Origin of the sequence: Microbacterium phyllosphaerae (assembly GCF_050628115.1) — a bacterium.
Lineage (GTDB): Bacteria > Actinomycetota > Actinomycetes > Actinomycetales > Microbacteriaceae > Microbacterium > Microbacterium phyllosphaerae_A.
On record NZ_CP192502.1, the window covers coordinates 1,001,715 to 1,018,278 of the forward strand.

The window sequence follows — 16,564 nt, forward strand, 5'->3', positions numbered from 1 at the left end:
GCACCGTCGCGTGAGTTGTGCTTGCGACTGTGCACCACCTACACAGTGAGGAATGCAATACACATGAAGAAGTCACTGCGATTCGGCGCCGTTGCCCTGGCGGCAACCGCCACTCTCACGCTCGCTTCGTGCGGGTTCGGCGGCTCGACCGGAGGCGGAGGCGACGCTGAGGGCGAAACCACTCTCAACCTCCTCGTCCCCAGCTACTCCGACGCCACCAAGGGCCTGTGGGAAGACGTGATCGACGGATTCGAGAAGGAGAATCCCGACATCAAGGTCGACCTCGAGGTGCAGTCCTGGGACAACCTCGAGAAGGTCGTCTCCACCAAGATCCAGGCCGGCGAGGCCCCTGACATCTACAACGGCGGTCCGTTCGCCGGGTTCGTCGGCGACGAGCTGCTCTACCCGGTCGAGGACGTCGTCTCGGAAGACACGTACTCCGACTTCCAGGACGCGTTCCTCGCGAACGCCGAGGTCGACGACACCGCCTACGCCCTGCCCCTGATCGCATCGGCCCGCGCGCTGTTCGTCAACAACGCGCTGCTCGAGCAGGCCGGTGTCGAGGCTCCGACGACGTGGGACGAGCTGCTGGATGCCGCGACCAAGGTGTCGGCACTCGGCGGCGGCGTGGCCGGCTACGGCATGCCTCTCGGTTCCGAAGAGGCGCAGGCCGAGGCGGCCGTGTGGCTCTGGGGCGGCGGCGGCTCGTTCGGCGACGCATCCGAGATCACGATCGACACCCCCGAGAACCTCGAAGGTGCCGAGCAGATCAAGAAGATGATCGACGCAGGCGCCACGCAGGCCGACCCCGGCTCGACGCAGCGCTCGCCCCTGATGGACATCTTCATCCAGGGCAAGATCGGCATGCAGGTGGGTCTGCCCCCGACAGTGGGCCAGATCGAGGAGGGCAACCCCGAGCTCGACTACTCCATCGTCCCGATCCCGACGAAGGACGGCTCGCCGTTCACCCTCGGCGTCATGGACCAGCTGATGGCGTTCCAGAACGACGGTGACAAGCAGGAGGCGATCACCAAGTTCTTCGACTACTACTACTCGGCAGACGTGTACGTGCCGTGGGTGCAGGCCGAAGGCTTCCTTCCCGTCACCAAGTCCGGTGCCGAGCAGCTCGCCGGCGAGGAGGCACTCAAGCCATTCCTCGACGTGCTGCCCGACGCGCAGTTCTACCCGTCGACGAACGAGAAGTGGTCGGCCACCGACGGCGCCTTCAAGTCGCTGTTCGGCCAGCTCCAGACGAAGTCCGCGCAGGATGTCCTGACCGAGATCCAGGCACAGGTCGACGCGGGCTGATCCCCGACGACCCTGCCCACACCCAGCGACGGAGAGGTTCGGATATTCCATGAGCCAGACGAAAGAATCCTCGAACCTCGCGGGGGCGGCCACCGGCCGCCCCCGCACCCCGGGGCGCCGGTCGGGCGCTGCCCGCGGCAAGCCCGGAGGCAAGGATCTGCTCCAGGCGCTGCCCTGGATCGCCCCCGCCCTCCTCCTCATCATCGGCGTGGTGCTGTTCCCCGCCGGGGTGATGTTCTTCAACTCCACCCGTGACATCTCGCTGTCCGGCCTCGACAAGGGCTCGGTCGGCTTCGACAACTTCGTGACCGTGTTCACGTTCGCCGAGTTCTGGCCGATCATCTTCCGCACGATCATCTGGGTCGTGGCGGTCGTGACCTTCACTGTGCTGATCTCGCTCGGACTCGCGCAGATCCTGAACAAGGCCTTCCCGGGTCGGCAGATCGTGCGCATGGCCGTGATCGTGCCGTGGGCCGCATCCGTCGTGATGACCACCATGGTCTTCTACTACAGCCTCGAGCCGTACTTCGGGGTCTTCAACAAGTTCCTCTACGACATCGGGCTGTCCGATGACGCGGTCGGGTACGGCTGGACCAAGAACCCGGCCACCGCCTTCGCGTGGTCGATCGTGATCGCGATCTTCGTCTCGCTGCCCTTCACGACCTACACGATCCTCGCGGGCCTGCAGACGGTCCCGGCCGACACCCTCGAGGCCGCGAAGATGGACGGCGCAGGCCCCACCCGCACCTATTGGACCGTCGTCGTGCCACAGCTGCGCAGCGCCCTCGCGGTCGCGATCCTCATCAACATCATCAACGTGTTCAACTCGCTGCCGATCCTCAAGGTGATGACGGGGTCGATCCCCGGTTACGGCGCCGACACGATCATGACGATGATCTTCAAGTACATCGAGCTGCAGAAGAAGGTCGACGTCGCGAGCGCGCTGTCGGTCGTGGCCTTCCTGATCGTGATCGTGATCGTCGCGATCTACGTCAAGGCCGTCAAGCCCATGAAGGAGGTCTGATCATGACCCTGACCGAGACCGCCCTCGTCACCACCGCCGGAGACGACGCCGCTCCCCGCATCCCCGGGCGCAAGCGCCGGTACACCGAAGACCAGGTGACGCTGCCCCGCGTCATCCTCCGCATGGCCGCCGGCATCCTCGTGCTCGCGATCTTCGTACTGCCGTACCTGATCATGTTCTTCGGTTCGGTCAAGACGAAGTCGCAGATCCGCTCGGTCGACCCGACCTACCTGCCGATCGAGTGGCACTGGGAGAACTACATCTCGATGTGGTCGACCCCCGAGACGCCGCTGCCGTACAACCTGATCTCGACGATCATCATCGCCGTGTTCGCGACGCTGCTCGTGCTGCTCGTGTCGCTGCCGGCCGCGTACTACACCGCCCGCTTCAAGTTCCCCGGGCGCATGGTGTTCCTGTTCCTCGTGATCGTGACGCAGATGCTGCAGCCCGCCGTCCTCACCTCCGGCCTGTTCCGCCAGTTCACGACCCTCGGACTCGGCGACACGTGGGCCGCGATGATCTTCATCAACGCCGCCTTCAACCTGTCGTTCGCGGTGTGGATCATGCACTCGTTCTTCGCCGGCATCCCCAAAGAGATCGACGAGGCGGCCCAGATCGACGGCGCCGGTCGCTTCACCGTGCTGTTCAAGATCAACCTGCCGCTCGTCTGGCCGGGCATCGTCACGGCGATCGTGTTCACGTTCGTCGCCTGCTGGAACGAGTTCGCCGCATCGCTCGTGATCCTGTCGACCGACAAGAACCAGCCGCTCTCGGTCGCGCTGACCAAGTTCGTGGGTCAGTACGAGACCAGTTGGCAGTACGTGTTCGGCGTCTCGATCGTCGCGATCCTGCCCGTCGTCATCCTGTTCATGCTCATCGAGAAGCGCCTCGTCGGAGGCCTCACCGCCGGCAGCGTCAAGTAGAGCCGTCGGAACAGATGCGGAGCGCCACCCGGGTGGCGCTCCGCATCCGCGTCTCGCTCCGCATCCGCGTCTCGCTCCGTATCCGCGTGGCGCTCCGTATCCGCGTGGCGCTCCGGTCGCAGTTTGCGCCGCCCGGTCCACCGGATCAGCGCTCCGGTCGCACTTCGCGCCGCCCGGTCCACCGGATCAGCGCTCCGGTCGCACTTCGCGCCGCCCGGTCCACCGGATCAGCGCTCCGGTCGCACTTCGTGCCGCTCGCCCCGTGCACACGCGGCACAAAGTGCGACGGGAACCTCCGCACGCGGCACAAAGTGCGACGGGAACCTCCGCGCGCGACGCGAAGTCCGACGGGAATCAAAGTCCGATCAGGATGCCGGAGCGGATGCCGCGCGCAGCTGCGCCGGACTCCAACGCACGCCCAGCGCGCTCGACAGCGCCACCTGAGCGACGCCCGTCGAGATCGAGGCGTCTGCGTCGGCGTAGCGAACGGGCACGTTCGCGGTGCCCGTGGCGGTGTAGTCGATCTCTGCCTGCACGAGGCGGAGGAACGGGTCGCCGAGTGCACGGGCCGGGCCGCCGATCACGACCTCGGCAGCGTCGAGCACCGCCGCGATGAGCTTGATCGTGCGAGCCAGCGCCCGCGCCCCCTCCGCCACGCGCTCCTGATCGGCCGCTGCGGCGAGCGCGTCGATCGCCCGGTCGTCGAGTGCGTCGTCGAAGTCGTCGCCGAGCATGGCGGTCATCGATGCCACGGATTCCAGGCACCCCTGCCGGCCGCACCGGCACGCCCGCGCATCGCCGCCGAACTGCACCTGCACGTGACCGATCTCGCCTGCGCGGTCGCGGGGACCCGGGGCGAGCTCGCCGTCGAGGGTCACCGCCGCCCCGATTCCGGTGCCGATATGGATGAACAGCCGATACCCCGCCGACTCGTCCTCCCTGGCGGACTCGGCGATCGCCTCGGCATCCACGTCGTTGACCAGGAGCACCGGAACGCCGAGCAGCGCCTCGAAACGATCCGCGAGAGAGACATCGGTCCAGCCCAGCTGCACACTCTCGAAGACGCGGCGCCCATCGGTCGTGCCCGGCAACTGCACCCCCGCCACGAGCAGACGGTCGCGGTGCGCGGTCGCGATCTTGGTGAGTGCGTCGTCGAGCATCCGATCGCGCGACTCCGACGAGTAGCCGACCCTACGCGTCTCGACCTCTGCGCCGTCGAGACCGACCAGCGCGATGCGCGCGTCGGTCGGCCGGACCACGAGCACCAGTATGAGGTGATGAACCGGGTCGATGCTGAGGGTCGTCGCCCGCTTTCCGCCGGTGCTGGCAGCCTGAGCGCCCTCCGCGATCAGCTGGAGTTCGATGAGCTCCGCGACCAGAGACGAGGCCGTGGCCGCCGTGAGACCGGTGGCGCGAGCGATGCCGGCCCTCGTCTGAGTGCCGGGGCTGCGGAAAACCAGCTGAAGCGCCCGTCGCAGGTTGGCACGGCGAACCGACGCCTGCGTGTCGAGTGCGTCGTCGCCATTCAGCATGGTGCCGGTCCCGTTGTCCGAATCGATTGACAGACCAGGGCGTTCTGCGTAGCCTCGGTCATAGTTTATTCAATAAACTTAGTTCGGTCCCCGGGCGGGTGAGTGCTGCACACACTGTCACTCGCCCGGAAGGCCGGATCATCGCCCTTCGGCGGCTTCCGTGTGATGGCGGATCACCTCGGCCACCACGAAGTTGAACCACTTCTCGGCGAACTCGGGGTCGAGGTGCGCATCCTCGGCGAGTGCCTTGAGGCGCGCGACCTGCTGCTCTTCACGACCGGGATCGGATGCCGGCATCTCGTGCTCGGCTTTGAGCTGGCCGACCTGCTGCGTGGCGCGGAAGCGCTCGGCGAGCATGAAGATGAGTGCGGCGTCGATGTTGTCGATGCTCGAGCGCAGTCGGAGGAGTTCAGCCCGGGGGTCTTCGGCGGCGGTCATGCCCCCTACTCTACGGAAACACGCGGCAGAACGACCCCGCCCCGCACGGGGGACGCTTGCCGGGGCGACGCTCGGTCGGACGCTATCGTGAGCACATGAGCCGAGAAGAGCAGGAACCGTCGTCGAGCGCGTCCGCCGCCGCATCCGACCCGTCCCCGCAGCCCGAGCATCCGAACTCGACTCCCGATGCGCCCGCCGGAGCCGAGGCATCGCCCAGCACGTCGGAAACCGCCGCATCCGAGCCCTCCACCGCCGCGACGCCCGCTCCCCTCGCGCGGTCTGATGCTCACACTCCCCGCACCGGCGTCGTCGAGCCGATGACGCCGAGCCGATCGTTCTGGACGCGCATCGATCGCCCGTTCGTGTTCGGTTTTCTGGTGACCCTCGGCGGTCTTGCCGCCATCGTGCTCGGTCTGGCCGTGGCGAACCTGTCGACGGTGATCATCTACATCGCCCTCGCCCTGTTCGCCGCTCTCGGACTCGATCCCACCGTGCGGTTCCTCGAGAAGCGCGGCCTCTCGCGAGCGATCTCAGTGGTCGTCGCGATCCTGGGGCTCATCGTCGTCGCGGGCCTCGTCATCTGGATGGTGCTTCCGGTCGTCATCGAGCAGATCGCGAGTTTCATCCGATCGGTGCCGGGCATGATCCAGGAGTTCATGCGCAGCGACATCTACGCGACCCTCGAGGACCAGTTCGGCGATCAGTTCGAATCCCTGGTGGCCGATGTGCAGAAGTTCCTCACCGACCCCGGCAACATCGCGGCGATCGGCGGTGGCGCCCTTCAGGTCGGCGCCTCCATCGCGAGCGCCATCTCGGGCATCATCGTGGTGCTGGTGCTCACGCTCTACTTCCTCGCGACCCTCCCGTCGATCAAGTCCGGACTGCTGCGCCTCGCCCCCGCGCGCGACCGTGCCCGCGCCGGGGACATCACAGATCAGATCACCGACTCGGTCGGCGGCTACGTCATGGGCATGGTGGTACTCGCGTTCTGCAACGCCGTGCTCGCCTTCCTGCTGTACTTCTTCCTCGGACTGCCGTTCCCCCCGCTGATGGCAACCGTGGCGTTCTGCATCACGCTGATCCCACTCGTCGGATCCGTGCTGTTCTGGATCATCGGCACGACCCTCGCTCTGTTCACGAACCCGATCGCCGCGCTCGTGTTCGCGATCGTCTACCTCGTCTACATGCAGATCGAGGCGTACGTGATCACGCCGCGCGTGATGAACCGCGCGATCTCGATCCCCGGCTCGCTCGTCGTGATCGGCGCTCTCGCCGGCGGCACGCTGCTCGGCCTGCTCGGTGCCCTCGTGGCGGTGCCGGTCGCGGCATCGATCCTCATCATCATCAAGCAGGTGCTCATCCCTCGGCAGGATGCGCGGATCTAGCCCCTGCTCGGCGAGGAGAACCGCTTCAGCCCACACGCAGAAGTGCCCGGACCCCTGAGGGCCCGGGCACTTCTCGTGGGAGCTGCTCGCGATCAGACGAGGTCGTTGTCTTCGAGCCACTTCTTGGCGATGTCGGCCGACGACTGCTGGTCGACCGTGCTCAGAACGTTCAGCGACACGAGTTCCTCCGCAGTCAGCTTGGCGCTGATGGCGTTGAGGACGTCCGACACGTCGTCCGCGATGTCGCTCGAGACGATCGGCACGACGTTCGACGAGATGATCAGGTTCTCGGGGTCTTCGAGAGCCACGATCTCCTCGGTCTCGAACGCCGGGTCGGCGGTGTAGATGTCCGCGACCTGGATCTCGCCGGCGAGCAGCGACTCGAGGGTCGTCGGGCCGGTGGCCGAGAACGCCAGTTCCACACCGTAGACCTCCTTGGCCGCTGCCGGGCTGTACGGGCGCTGCTCGAACTCGGGTGCCGCGCCGATCGTGACCTGCGAGGTGACCTTGCTGAGGTCGCCGATCGTGGTCAGGCCGTTCTCCTCGGCGAAGCTCTTGAGGACCGTGTAGGAATCCTGGTCGGAGGCCTCGGCGAAGTCGAGGGCCGTGAGGCTCTCGGGCAGTGCGTCCTGCAGGGCCGCGTAGACGTCATCGGGGCTGGTCACATCGACCTCGTCCTCCGAGATGTACTCGAGCAGGCTGCCCGTGTACTCGGGGAAGACGTCGATATCGCCGGACTCGACGTCGGGCATGTACGCGTCGCGCTGCCCGATGCTGAACTGGCGATCGACCGTGAAGTCTGCTGCCTCGAGCGCCTGAGCGTAGATCTCGGCGATGATCTCGTTGGAGTAGTACGCCTGCGAACCGACGACGATCGCGTCGCCGCCCGAGCTCTCGCCGGAATCGGCCGGCTCGCCGAGCGATTCGCTCGAACCGCAGGCGGTGAGGGCGAGTGCCGCGGCGGCGACGACGCCGATGGCGAAGACAGAGCGCTTGCCTCGTGCTGTGAACATGGACTTCCTCTTCTCTGGGGGACTTCTGGACTGCTGTGCTGTGGATTTCAGGCTGTGGCGGGCTCGCTCGTGACGGACGTAGTCCCGTCACCGGAGGGGGATGCCTCGGAGGTCGAGGGTTCGGCAGCGGGGACGAGCGTGCGCGAACGTCGACGCGAGGGGCGCCCGCCGGTGCGGAGGCCTCTCGGAACAGCGAGGTGCTGGGCGCCGGCGAGCAGGAGGTCGACCAGCAGCGCGAGCGCCGCCACGAGGATCGCTCCAGCGACCACCTGGTCGAAGCGCTGCAGCGGGATGCCCTGGATGATCGGATAGCCGAGCCCGCCCAGCCCGACGTATGCGGCGATCGTGACCGTCGCGATGACCTGCAGCAGAGCTGAGCGGATGCCGCCGACGAGGAGCGGAAGACCGAGCGGCACCTCGACCTTCCAGAAGATCTGCCAGCCCGTCATGCCCATCGCCTTCGCGGCGTCGATCACACGCCGGTCGATGGCTTCGAGGCCGGTGTAGGCGCCCGCGAGCAGCGACGGGATCGCGAGCAGCACGAACGTCGTGATCGCGGCCTCGGGGATGCGGAGCACTCCCAAGAGGAGCACGAGCAGGATCATGAGGCCGAAGGCCGGGATCGCACGTGCCGCTCCGGACACCGCCACGGCTATCTCGCGCCCCTTGCCCGTGTGACCGATGAGCCACCCCAAGGGAACCGCGATCGCAGCGGCGATGACCACGGAGATCGCGGTGAGGGTCAAGTGCTCGCCGAGCAGTTTCGGCAGCGCGTAGTTGCCGGTCCACTGAGCCGGGGCGAACATCCATGCGAAGGCTTCGAGGAAGAGGTTCATGCGGGAGCCCCCACGGTCACGGGGGTCGCAGCGCCGGTCTTCGTCGCAGCGCGCGTCCAGGGCATCAGCGCCCGACCGGCGAGCAGGAGAAGCAGATCGATCACGAGGGCGATGACGACGACGGCGATGATCCCGGCGAACACCTCGGCGATGATCCGACGATCGAGGCCGTTGGTGAAGAGGTATCCGAGGTTCCTGATGCCGATCAGGATGCCCACGGTCGCCAACGAGATGGTGCTCACCGCCGTGACCCGCAGACTCGCCAGGATGACAGGGCCTGCGAGCGGGAACTCGACCGCCCAGAAGCGTCGGAAGGACCCGAATCCCGTGGCTGTGGCGGACTGACGGATGTCGTCGTCGACCGAGTCGAGGCCGTCCGAGACCCCGCGCACGAGGATCGCGATCGCGTAGATGGTGAGCGCGACGATCAGGTTGGCCTCGCTGCGCGGAGAGTAGCCGACGACCGACGGCAGCAGGATCAGCAGGGCGAGCGACGGGATCGTGTAGAGCAGCCCCGTCAGCAGGATGATCGGTCCGCGCACCAGCTTGAACCTCCATGCGACCCAGCCCAGGGGCAGGGACAGCACGAAGCCCAGAACGATCGGAATGATGCTCTGCCGCAGATGCACCCCGGTCAGTTCGAAGATCAGCCCGAGGTTGTCGACGACCCAGTTCACGTGCGCTCGCCCTGTACGGCGCCGAGAGCGGCGGCATCCGGTCCGGCGAGCGGTCCGTCGGACTTCTCGACGTCGGCCACGATCGCACCCTGGGTGCGTCCCTCGGAGTCGACTACCACGGTGCCGTGGGGCGTCTGCTTGAGGTGCAGAGCGCGACGGCCACGGTCAGCGCCGATGAAGGACGCGACGAAGTCGTCTGCCGGGTTCTCGATGATCTCGCTCGGGCTGCCCACCTGCACGATGCGTGCGCCCTTGTCGAGGATCACGACCTGGTCACCGAGCAGGAACGCCTCGTCGATATCGTGCGTGACGAACACGACCGTCTTGTCGAGCTCGTGCTGCAGCCGCAGGGTCTCCTGCTGCAGATCGGCACGCACGATCGGGTCGACGGCGCCGAACGGCTCGTCCATCAGGAGGATGTTCGGATCGGCCGCGAGCCCACGCGCCACACCCACGCGCTGCTGCTGCCCGCCCGAGAGCTGGCTCGGGTACCGCTCGGCCAGCGACTGGTCGAGGCCCACCGTCTTCAGCAGCTCACGTGCGCGCTCATGCGCCGGCGCCTTCTTCACCCCGGTCAGGCGAAGCACGGTGGCGACATTGTCGATCACCGTGAAGTGCGGCATCAGACCCGAGTTCTGCATCACGTAGCCGATGCGGCGGCGCAGAGCAACGGGGTCGCCACCGAGCACGCTCTCGCCGTCGATCTCGACCTCGCCGGAGGTCGGCTCGACCATGCGGTTGATCATGCGCAGCAGGGTGGTCTTGCCGCATCCCGAGGATCCGACGAACACCGTCGTCTTGCGCGACGGCAGCACCAGGCTGAAGTCCTTCACGGCGGTCGTACCGTCCGGGAACTGCTTGGTGACGTTGCGGAACTCGATCACGTTTATTCTCCGGTCGATCGATCGACGAGGCGGGCATCAGCACCCCGGCTGCGGCATACAGAGGTCATGCTGAGACGTCGACCCGCGGGTCGAAGGCGACGAAGCCCGAGAAGTCCTTGCCGACACGGTCGAAGGCGCTCGGGAACGGAGTCGGGTACGACCAGGCGTAGTCGGTATGCAGCTCGCCTCCCGCCTGCACCGAGAAGTACTGGGCTGCCCCCTTCCAGGGGCACGTGTACTGGGTCGGACTCTCGACGAGCGCGCCCTCTGTGATCGATGCGGGCGGGAAGTACCAGTTGCCCTCGATGCGGGCGAGATCGCTCTCGTCGGCTTCGGCGATGACGGTTCCTGCGAGTACAGCCTTCATGGTCCTGCCTCCTCGGATGTGGGTTCGAGCGTATAAGACGTGTGTGACATCCGTCCCGGGCTTGCGCTCCGTGACGTCAATATGAGAAACAATCCTGCTCCGGGCACACCGATCGCACCCGATGTCTCTCCGTCTGTTCGGAGCGGACGCCGCAACGGATGGTTCGGGAGATCACGCGGAATCCCGCCCGTAGCCCTCCAGCAGCCGCAGCCAGACCTCGCTGATCGTCGGGTAGGCCGGAACCGCATGCCAGAGCCGGGCGATCGGCACCTCGCCGACGATCGCGACCGTCGCCGTCTGCACCAGCTCGGCGACTTCGGGACCGACGAACGTCGCCCCGATGATCACGTCGCGATCCTTGTCGATCACGATCCGCGCCTGGCCGTCGAAGCCGTCCTCGTAGAGGCTCGCCCCCGCAACTCCGCCGAGGTCGTAGTCGACCACGGTGACGTCGATGCCAGCCTTGCGTGCCTCCGCCTCGGTCCGCCCGACCGACGCGACCTCGGGGAACGAGAACGTCACCTGCGGGGCAGCGGCCTTGTCGGCAGTCGCCACGTGCTTGCCCCACGGCCCATCCTCGACGTCCGCGCCCTGAGCACGCGCCGCGATCACGTCTCCGGCCGCACGCGCCTGGTACTTGCCCTGATGCGTGAGCAGCACACGACCGTTGACGTCGCCGACGGCGTAGAGCCAGTCGGAGCCTGGTACGCGCAGCGTCTCGTCGACCTTGATCCAGCGCCCGGGCTCCAGCCCAACGACGTCGAGGCCGATGTCGCCGCTTCGGGGCGAGCGTCCTGTGGCGACGAGCACCTCGGCCGCAGTGACGAAGGAGTCGTCGTCGAGCACGATCGTCACGCCGTCGTCGCCCCGCGTGACACGCGTGGTGCCCGTGTCGGTGCGCACGTCCACTCCGAGCTCCTTGAGTCCGGCGGCGACACGCTCGCCCGCGAAGGACTCCATCGAGCCGAGCAGACCGCTGCGGGCGATTATCGTCACCGTCGAGCCGAGAGCCGCGTAGGCCGTCGCCATCTCGACCGCGACGACCCCTCCGCCGATCACGGCGAGGGACTCGGGCCGCTCCTCGGCACTGGTCGCCTCGCGACTGGTCCACGGAGACGACTCGCGAAGACCCTCGATCGGCGGGATCACGGCATCCGAACCCGTGCTGATCGCGACTGCATGACGCGCGTGCAGCACGCGGGTGCCGCCGTCGGCATCCGTCACCGTCACCTCGCGCTCACCGGTGAGACGCCCGTGGCCGCGGGCGAGGTCGATGCCTGCCGAGTCGAGCCACTTCACCTGCCCGTCATCCGACCAGTTGCTCGTGAACGAGTCGCGGCGGTCGAACACCGCCCGCACATCGAGCTTTCCGGTGACCGCCTCGGCAGCGCCCTTGACCTTCTGCGCCGCGCGCAGAGCCTGGGCCGGACGCAGCAGCGCCTTCGACGGCATGCAGGCCCAGTACGAGCACTCACCGCCCACCAGCTCGCTCTCCACGATGATCGCGGTCAGTCCGTCCTGCACGGCACGGTCGGCGACGTTCTCACCCACCGGTCCTCCGCCCAGCACGATCAGGTCGTATTCGTCGGTCTTCTCAGCAGTCATGAGGTGCACCTCTCCGTCGCCCAGTCTTCCTCAAGAGCAACGTCGAGTCACGGGGTGGTGTTCCGCCGGGCACTGTGCACGTGCACTCCGGGCGCGTCGGCGGGACCGATGTCGCACCATCCCGGTTCACGACTCAGCACGAGAATGCCTCGTCCGCCCCCAGTGGCCGGCATCGCCTCCGCGGCCTCGATCCATGCTGAATCGCGAACGGCCGCCCTCACTCACTCCGCGCCGTGACTCGAGGCGCGAGCACCGCCGCGGCGAGCGCGATGACGCCGGCCAGGGCGAACACCGCCACGAACGGATCGGCGATCCCTGCGAGACCGATGAACAGCACTCCCGTGATGGCGAGGGCCAGCGCACTTCCGAACGAGTCGGCGACCGTCATGGCCGCGCTGTTGAAGCCTTGATTCTCGGGTGCCGACATCTCCAAGGTCAGCGCGCTGGTCCGCGGGCTCATCAGGCCCATTCCCGCCCCGGCGACGACCCACGCGACGATGATGACGACGACGGGCGCCGTGACGACCGCCGCGGCGAGCGTGAGAACGACCCCCGCGACGACGAGGATCGTGCCGAGCCGCACGGCCGTGGCGCTCGAGAGGCGCATCCCCATCCGCCCCTGCACGGTGGCGGCGGCCGACCACGCGAGCGCCCCGCCGGTCAGCGAGAGGCCGGCGATCGTGGGTGAGACCTCGTAGCGCTGGGTAAGCAGATAGGGGATGTACACCTCGGCGCCGAGGAACCCTGCGGCCGAGAGACCCCGCACGAGCAGCACCGAAGGCAGACCGCGACGGGCGCGCAGCGTGCCGACCGGCAGCAGCGCCCGCACCGCGACGAGCGCCACGACGACGGCTGCAGCGGCGAGGACGGGGCCGACTCCGGGAATCTCGCCGACGACGTTGAGGACGAGCACGGCGACCGCTGCGAGCACCGACCACCCGATCCTGCCGAACGCCCACGGGGTCGCGGCGTCGCCCGACCCCGACATTCCGCGGAGAGCGGGGACGACCATCAACAGGGCGGGCACCACCAGGACGACGACCCCGAGGAACACCCAGTGCCAGCTCCAGAGTTCGGTGACGGCACCGGCCACGGTCGGTCCGACGAGGGAGGGCACGACCCACGCCGCCGCGAATCCGGCGAAGATCGCGGGATGCAGCGAGCGCGGGTAGACGCGCGCGACCACCACGTACAGTGCGACCATCAGTCCGCCGTTGCCGAGTCCTTGAGCGAAGCGGCCGACGACGAGCACCTCCATGGTCGGGGCGACGCCAGCGACGACGAGTCCGACGACGAACAGACCCACTGACGCGTAGAGCGGCGCGACCGGCCCGCGGCGATCCGACCAGTTGCCCGCGACGACCATGCCGATGACACCCGTGGCCAGCGGACCGGCGAATGCCAGCGCGTACAGACGCTCCCCGTCGAGGTCGGCGCTCACCGCCGGCATCACCGTCGTGACGGCGAGGGATTCGAATGCGCCCAGGAACACGAGCGCGCAGGCGCCGATCGTGATCCAGAGGTACGCGCCACTCATGATGCCGGGGGCGGCGACCTTCGCGGCCTGCTCCCCATCCGTGTCGATGGTCATAGGCACGACCGTAGAACCTCAACAAAGGTTGAGGTCAAGCGGGCTCCGCGGGCGCTCGTCAGCGAACGGGCAGGTGCGCGTCAGCGAACGGGCAGGAAGTGCGTGGGCGTCGGCGCCTGGGCCGTGTGACGGATGCCGAGCGGCGCCCCCGTGCGCTCATCCAGATCGAGCAATGCGATCGTGTCGGAGCGCTGCCCGGCGACGAGCAGCTTTCCCTGGTGCACGAGGTGATGCCGTGGCCAGTCGACGCCCGAGTCGGCGAGCGCGATCGGCTCGAGGCTCTCGCCTCCGCCCCGCACGCGCAGAGCCGCGATCGTGTTGCTGCCGCGGAGCGCCGTGTAGAGGAACTGCGCATCGCGCGTGCGGGCGAGCTCGGCGGGGAAGTCCACGCCGATCTCGGCGATGGGGCTCGCCAGCACCGACGACGCCACGGCCCACGTGCCGTCGCGCCCGGCGGCGAGCGTGAACACCTCGCACGAGTACTCGGTGACGACGTGAAGATGACCGCTGGGGTGCACGACCATGTGACGCGGGCCGGTGCCGAGCGGCAGCACGACCTCATGGTCGAGGGCGAGGCCGCCCGCGGTCTGACGCCAGATCCGCACGAGGTCGAAGCCCAGGTCCGTCGTGGCGATGCGCCCGTCGGGCAGGAACGCCGAGGCGTGCGCGTGCGAGACTCGCGCCTCGCCGCTCGCTGTGAGCTCGCCGGAGTACGGGTCGGATGCCGCGGCGGCGACCCCCGCGGGCGCCGCCGTCTCGATCGGCTCGCCGAGGAGCGCCGCACGCAGCTCGGCAGCCTTGTTCACTGCATCCGGCACCAGGCGACCCTGCGCATCGATGCCGATGCGCACGACCCGCCCGTCGCCGTAGCAGCTCGCGATCAGGGAGGTTCCGTCGGGCGCGACCGCCACGTGGCAGACCGAGTCGCCCGCCTCGACGGGCTCCCCCAGCGGCCGGAGCGTCGATTCGCCGCTCCGCGCGAAGGCCTGCACCGCGGCATCCCCCTCGAGCGCCGCGTAGACGACGTCGAGGGTCGGATGCTGCGCCAGCCACGAGGGCGACGGGGTCTGCGTGACCGCGCCGCGGTACTCGAGGGCGGTCTGCCTGTCGGCATCGCCAGCCAGCAGGCCGATGCCGTCGGCGGAACCCTCCATGGCGGAGCCGTATCCGCCGAGCCAGAACCGAGTCACGACGCGCTCAGTCGAGCAGGTCGTGACGCACGATGACCTGATCGCGCTCGGGCCCGACGCCGATGACCGAGATGCGGGTGTTGCTCATGCCCTCGAGCGCGATCACGTAGTCCTGCGCGTTCTTGGGCAGGTCGTCGAAGGTGCGCGCGGTCGAGATGTCCTCGTTCCACCCCGGGAAGTACTCGAGCACGGGAGTCGCGTGGTGGAAGTCGGTCTGGTTGACCGGCACCTCGTCGAAGCGCGTGCCGTCGACGTCGTAGGCGACGCAGACCGGGATCTGCTCGAGGCCCGTCAGGATGTCGAGCTTGGTGAGCACCAGGTCGGTGATGCCGTTGACGCGGGTCGCGTATCGCGTGATGGGGGCGTCGTACCAGCCGACGCGACGAGGACGGCCGGTGGTCGTGCCGAACTCGAAGCCGCGCGAGCGCAGCCACTCGCCCTGCTCGTCGAACAGCTCGGTCGGGAACGGACCCGAGCCGACACGGGTCGTGTAGGCCTTGACGATGCCGACGATGCGGTCGAGCGCACCGGGCCCGATGCCCGAGCCGGTCGAGGCGCCACCGGCGGTCGCCGACGACGACGTGACGAACGGGTACGTGCCGTGGTCGACGTCGAGCATGGTGGCCTGGCCGCCCTCGAACACGACGACCTCGCCGCGGTGCAGCGCCTCGTCGAGCAGGTAGCCGGTGTCGGCGACCATGGGACGCAGGCGCTCGGCGTACGACAGCAGGTCTTCGACGATCTCGTCGGCCGTGATCGCGCGACGGTTGAAGATCTTCACGAGCAGGTGGTTCTTCTGGTCGAGCGCGCCCTCGACCTTCTGGCGCAGGATGTTCTCGTCGAACAGATCCTGCACGCGGATGCCGACGCGGTTGATCTTGTCGGCGTACGCCGGGCCGATGCCGCGGCCGGTCGTGCCGATCATGCGCTTGCCGAGGAACCGCTCGGTGACCTTGTCGAGCGTGCGGTGATACTGGGTGATGATGTGCGCGTTGGCGCTCACCTTGAGACGCGAGACGTCGATGCCGCGGCCGCCGAGGGCCTCGAGCTCGCTGAACAGCACCTCGAGGTCGATCACGACGCCGTTGCCGATCACCGGGGTGACCCCGGGCGACAGGATGCCCGAGGGCAGCAGGTGCAGCGCGTACTTCTCGTTGCCGACCACGACCGTGTGGCCCGCGTTGTTGCCGCCGTTGAACTTGACGACCCAGTCGGTGCGCTCGCCGAGCAGGTCGGTGGCCTTGCCCTTGCCCTCATCGCCCCACTGGACGCCGACGATAACGATTCCTGGCATGGGTATCCCCCTTGCTTTCGCCGGGTTTGCACCGGCTGATGAGCTGGCCCTTGTCGGGCGACTCCATCCTACCGAAGGGCTGTTTCGCGGCCGTCGTGCCGTCGCATCCGGGGTTCCGGTCGCGCTTCGTGCCGTCACGCTTGCGCATCCGGGGTTCCGGTCGCACTTCGTGCCGTCCGGGATGCGCATCCGGGGTTCCGGTCGCACTTCGTGCCGCCACGCTTGCGCATCCGGGGTTCCGGTCGCACTTCGTGCCGTCACGCGTGCGCATCCGGGGTTCCGGTCGCACTTCGTGCCGTCACGCTTGCTCCGGAGCGGCACAAACTGCGATCGGAATGATGGGCACCGGCCGGGACGGCGACGACAGGCCGCGGGCAACGAAATGCGGTCGCGCCCACGGGCGGCGGATGCGGTCGCGTCCGCGGGCGGCGGCGCGAACTGCGACGGGAACCGCGGATGCGTTCGGATCACTGGCGGAAAAGGAATGGATGCTGTCG

Annotated in this window: 15 protein-coding genes; 4 read left to right on the forward strand and 11 right to left on the reverse strand. The window is 67.9% G+C overall.

The annotated features are described in order from the left end of the window. The first annotated feature begins 63 nt into the window (after positions 1 to 63). From ACQ4LY_RS04530 to ACQ4LY_RS04540, 3 genes are read left to right on the forward strand one after another with little or no spacing between them, the layout of a single operon-like run. Positions 64 to 1,308, forward strand: coding sequence for an extracellular solute-binding protein (locus tag ACQ4LY_RS04530; RefSeq protein ID WP_431074836.1), 1,245 nt, complete (start codon positions 64 to 66; stop codon positions 1,306 to 1,308). A 49-nt stretch (positions 1,309 to 1,357) separates the two neighbouring features. Next, positions 1,358 to 2,332: a carbohydrate ABC transporter permease gene (locus ACQ4LY_RS04535; protein ID WP_431074837.1), complete on the forward strand. Its 975-nt coding sequence runs from the start codon at positions 1,358 to 1,360 to the stop codon at positions 2,330 to 2,332. A gap of 2 nt (positions 2,333 to 2,334) precedes the next feature. After that, on the forward strand, positions 2,335 to 3,255 hold the full coding sequence (locus ACQ4LY_RS04540) for a carbohydrate ABC transporter permease (protein WP_431074838.1): 921 nt from the start codon (positions 2,335 to 2,337) through the stop codon (positions 3,253 to 3,255). Between the two features lie 365 nt (positions 3,256 to 3,620). On the opposite strand, the gene ACQ4LY_RS04545 is transcribed toward ACQ4LY_RS04540, so the two are convergent. Further along, complete coding sequence (locus ACQ4LY_RS04545; protein WP_431074839.1) at positions 3,621 to 4,787, reverse strand: ROK family protein; 1,167 nt, start codon at positions 4,785 to 4,787, stop codon at positions 3,621 to 3,623. A gap of 138 nt (positions 4,788 to 4,925) precedes the next feature. Next, positions 4,926 to 5,225, reverse strand: a complete 300-nt coding sequence (locus tag ACQ4LY_RS04550; protein ID WP_042541193.1) for a chorismate mutase — start codon at positions 5,223 to 5,225, stop codon at positions 4,926 to 4,928. 95 nt (positions 5,226 to 5,320) lie between these two features. On the opposite strand from ACQ4LY_RS04550, the gene ACQ4LY_RS04555 reads away from it, so the two are divergent. After that, positions 5,321 to 6,610, forward strand: a complete 1,290-nt coding sequence (locus ACQ4LY_RS04555; protein ID WP_431074841.1) for an AI-2E family transporter — start codon at positions 5,321 to 5,323, stop codon at positions 6,608 to 6,610. A gap of 92 nt (positions 6,611 to 6,702) precedes the next feature. On the opposite strand, the gene ACQ4LY_RS04560 is transcribed toward ACQ4LY_RS04555, so the two are convergent. The 9 genes from ACQ4LY_RS04560 to ACQ4LY_RS04600 all read right to left on the reverse strand — a co-directional run bounded on the left by ACQ4LY_RS04560 (position 6,703) and on the right by ACQ4LY_RS04600 (position 16,067). After that, the gene (locus tag ACQ4LY_RS04560) at positions 6,703 to 7,623 is read right to left on the reverse strand and encodes an ABC transporter substrate-binding protein (RefSeq protein ID WP_431074842.1); all 921 of its coding nucleotides are present in this window, start codon (positions 7,621 to 7,623) and stop codon (positions 6,703 to 6,705) included. Between the two features lie 47 nt (positions 7,624 to 7,670). After that, positions 7,671 to 8,459 carry an ABC transporter permease gene (locus ACQ4LY_RS04565; protein WP_431074843.1) on the reverse strand — a complete coding sequence of 263 codons (789 nt, stop codon included), beginning with the start codon at positions 8,457 to 8,459 and terminating at the stop codon, positions 7,671 to 7,673. Further along, the gene (locus ACQ4LY_RS04570) at positions 8,456 to 9,136 is read right to left on the reverse strand and encodes an ABC transporter permease (protein ID WP_431074844.1); all 681 of its coding nucleotides are present in this window, start codon (positions 9,134 to 9,136) and stop codon (positions 8,456 to 8,458) included. The genes ACQ4LY_RS04565 and ACQ4LY_RS04570 overlap by 4 nt, the downstream gene beginning before the upstream one ends. Beyond that, positions 9,133 to 10,020: an ABC transporter ATP-binding protein gene (locus tag ACQ4LY_RS04575; protein WP_431074845.1), complete on the reverse strand. Its 888-nt coding sequence runs from the start codon at positions 10,018 to 10,020 to the stop codon at positions 9,133 to 9,135. The genes ACQ4LY_RS04570 and ACQ4LY_RS04575 overlap by 4 nt, the downstream gene beginning before the upstream one ends. A 64-nt stretch (positions 10,021 to 10,084) precedes the next feature. After that, positions 10,085 to 10,387, reverse strand: coding sequence for a DUF427 domain-containing protein (locus ACQ4LY_RS04580; protein WP_431074846.1), 303 nt, complete (start codon positions 10,385 to 10,387; stop codon positions 10,085 to 10,087). Between the two features lie 171 nt (positions 10,388 to 10,558). After that, positions 10,559 to 11,992 carry a dihydrolipoyl dehydrogenase family protein gene (locus ACQ4LY_RS04585; RefSeq protein ID WP_431074847.1) on the reverse strand — a complete coding sequence of 478 codons (1,434 nt, stop codon included), beginning with the start codon at positions 11,990 to 11,992 and terminating at the stop codon, positions 10,559 to 10,561. A 217-nt stretch (positions 11,993 to 12,209) separates the two neighbouring features. Beyond that, positions 12,210 to 13,583, reverse strand: a complete 1,374-nt coding sequence (locus ACQ4LY_RS04590) for an MFS transporter (protein WP_431074848.1) — start codon at positions 13,581 to 13,583, stop codon at positions 12,210 to 12,212. An 80-nt stretch (positions 13,584 to 13,663) separates the two neighbouring features. Continuing rightward, the gene (locus tag ACQ4LY_RS04595) at positions 13,664 to 14,773 is read right to left on the reverse strand and encodes a lactonase family protein (protein WP_431074849.1); all 1,110 of its coding nucleotides are present in this window, start codon (positions 14,771 to 14,773) and stop codon (positions 13,664 to 13,666) included. A gap of 7 nt (positions 14,774 to 14,780) precedes the next feature. Next, positions 14,781 to 16,067 (reverse strand): adenylosuccinate synthase, encoded by a 1,287-nt coding sequence (locus ACQ4LY_RS04600; protein ID WP_431074851.1) that lies wholly within the window; start codon positions 16,065 to 16,067, stop codon positions 14,781 to 14,783. Positions 16,068 to 16,564 lie beyond the last annotated feature (497 nt).

Bases quoted from the DNA above. Each gene is read 5' to 3' on its own strand.
- ACQ4LY_RS04565 (WP_431074843.1), bottom strand. From the start codon at position 8,459: ATGAACCTCTTCCTCGAAGCCTTCGCATGGATGTTCGCCCCGGCTCAG.
- ACQ4LY_RS04580 (WP_431074846.1), bottom strand. From the start codon at position 10,387: ATGAAGGCTGTACTCGCAGGAACCGTCATCGCCGAAGCCGACGAGAGC.
- ACQ4LY_RS04545 (WP_431074839.1), bottom strand. From the start codon at position 4,787: ATGCTGAATGGCGACGACGCACTCGACACGCAGGCGTCGGTTCGCCGT.
- ACQ4LY_RS04555 (WP_431074841.1), top strand. From the start codon at position 5,321: ATGAGCCGAGAAGAGCAGGAACCGTCGTCGAGCGCGTCCGCCGCCGCA.
- ACQ4LY_RS04600 (WP_431074851.1), bottom strand. From the start codon at position 16,067: ATGCCAGGAATCGTTATCGTCGGCGTCCAGTGGGGCGATGAGGGCAAG.
- ACQ4LY_RS04540 (WP_431074838.1), top strand. From the start codon at position 2,335: ATGACCCTGACCGAGACCGCCCTCGTCACCACCGCCGGAGACGACGCC.
- ACQ4LY_RS04530 (WP_431074836.1), top strand. From the start codon at position 64: ATGAAGAAGTCACTGCGATTCGGCGCCGTTGCCCTGGCGGCAACCGCC.
- ACQ4LY_RS04585 (WP_431074847.1), bottom strand. From the start codon at position 11,992: ATGACTGCTGAGAAGACCGACGAATACGACCTGATCGTGCTGGGCGGA.
- ACQ4LY_RS04590 (WP_431074848.1), bottom strand. From the start codon at position 13,583: ATGACCATCGACACGGATGGGGAGCAGGCCGCGAAGGTCGCCGCCCCC.
- ACQ4LY_RS04560 (WP_431074842.1), bottom strand. From the start codon at position 7,623: ATGTTCACAGCACGAGGCAAGCGCTCTGTCTTCGCCATCGGCGTCGTC.
- ACQ4LY_RS04550 (WP_042541193.1), bottom strand. From the start codon at position 5,225: ATGACCGCCGCCGAAGACCCCCGGGCTGAACTCCTCCGACTGCGCTCG.
- ACQ4LY_RS04535 (WP_431074837.1), top strand. From the start codon at position 1,358: ATGAGCCAGACGAAAGAATCCTCGAACCTCGCGGGGGCGGCCACCGGC.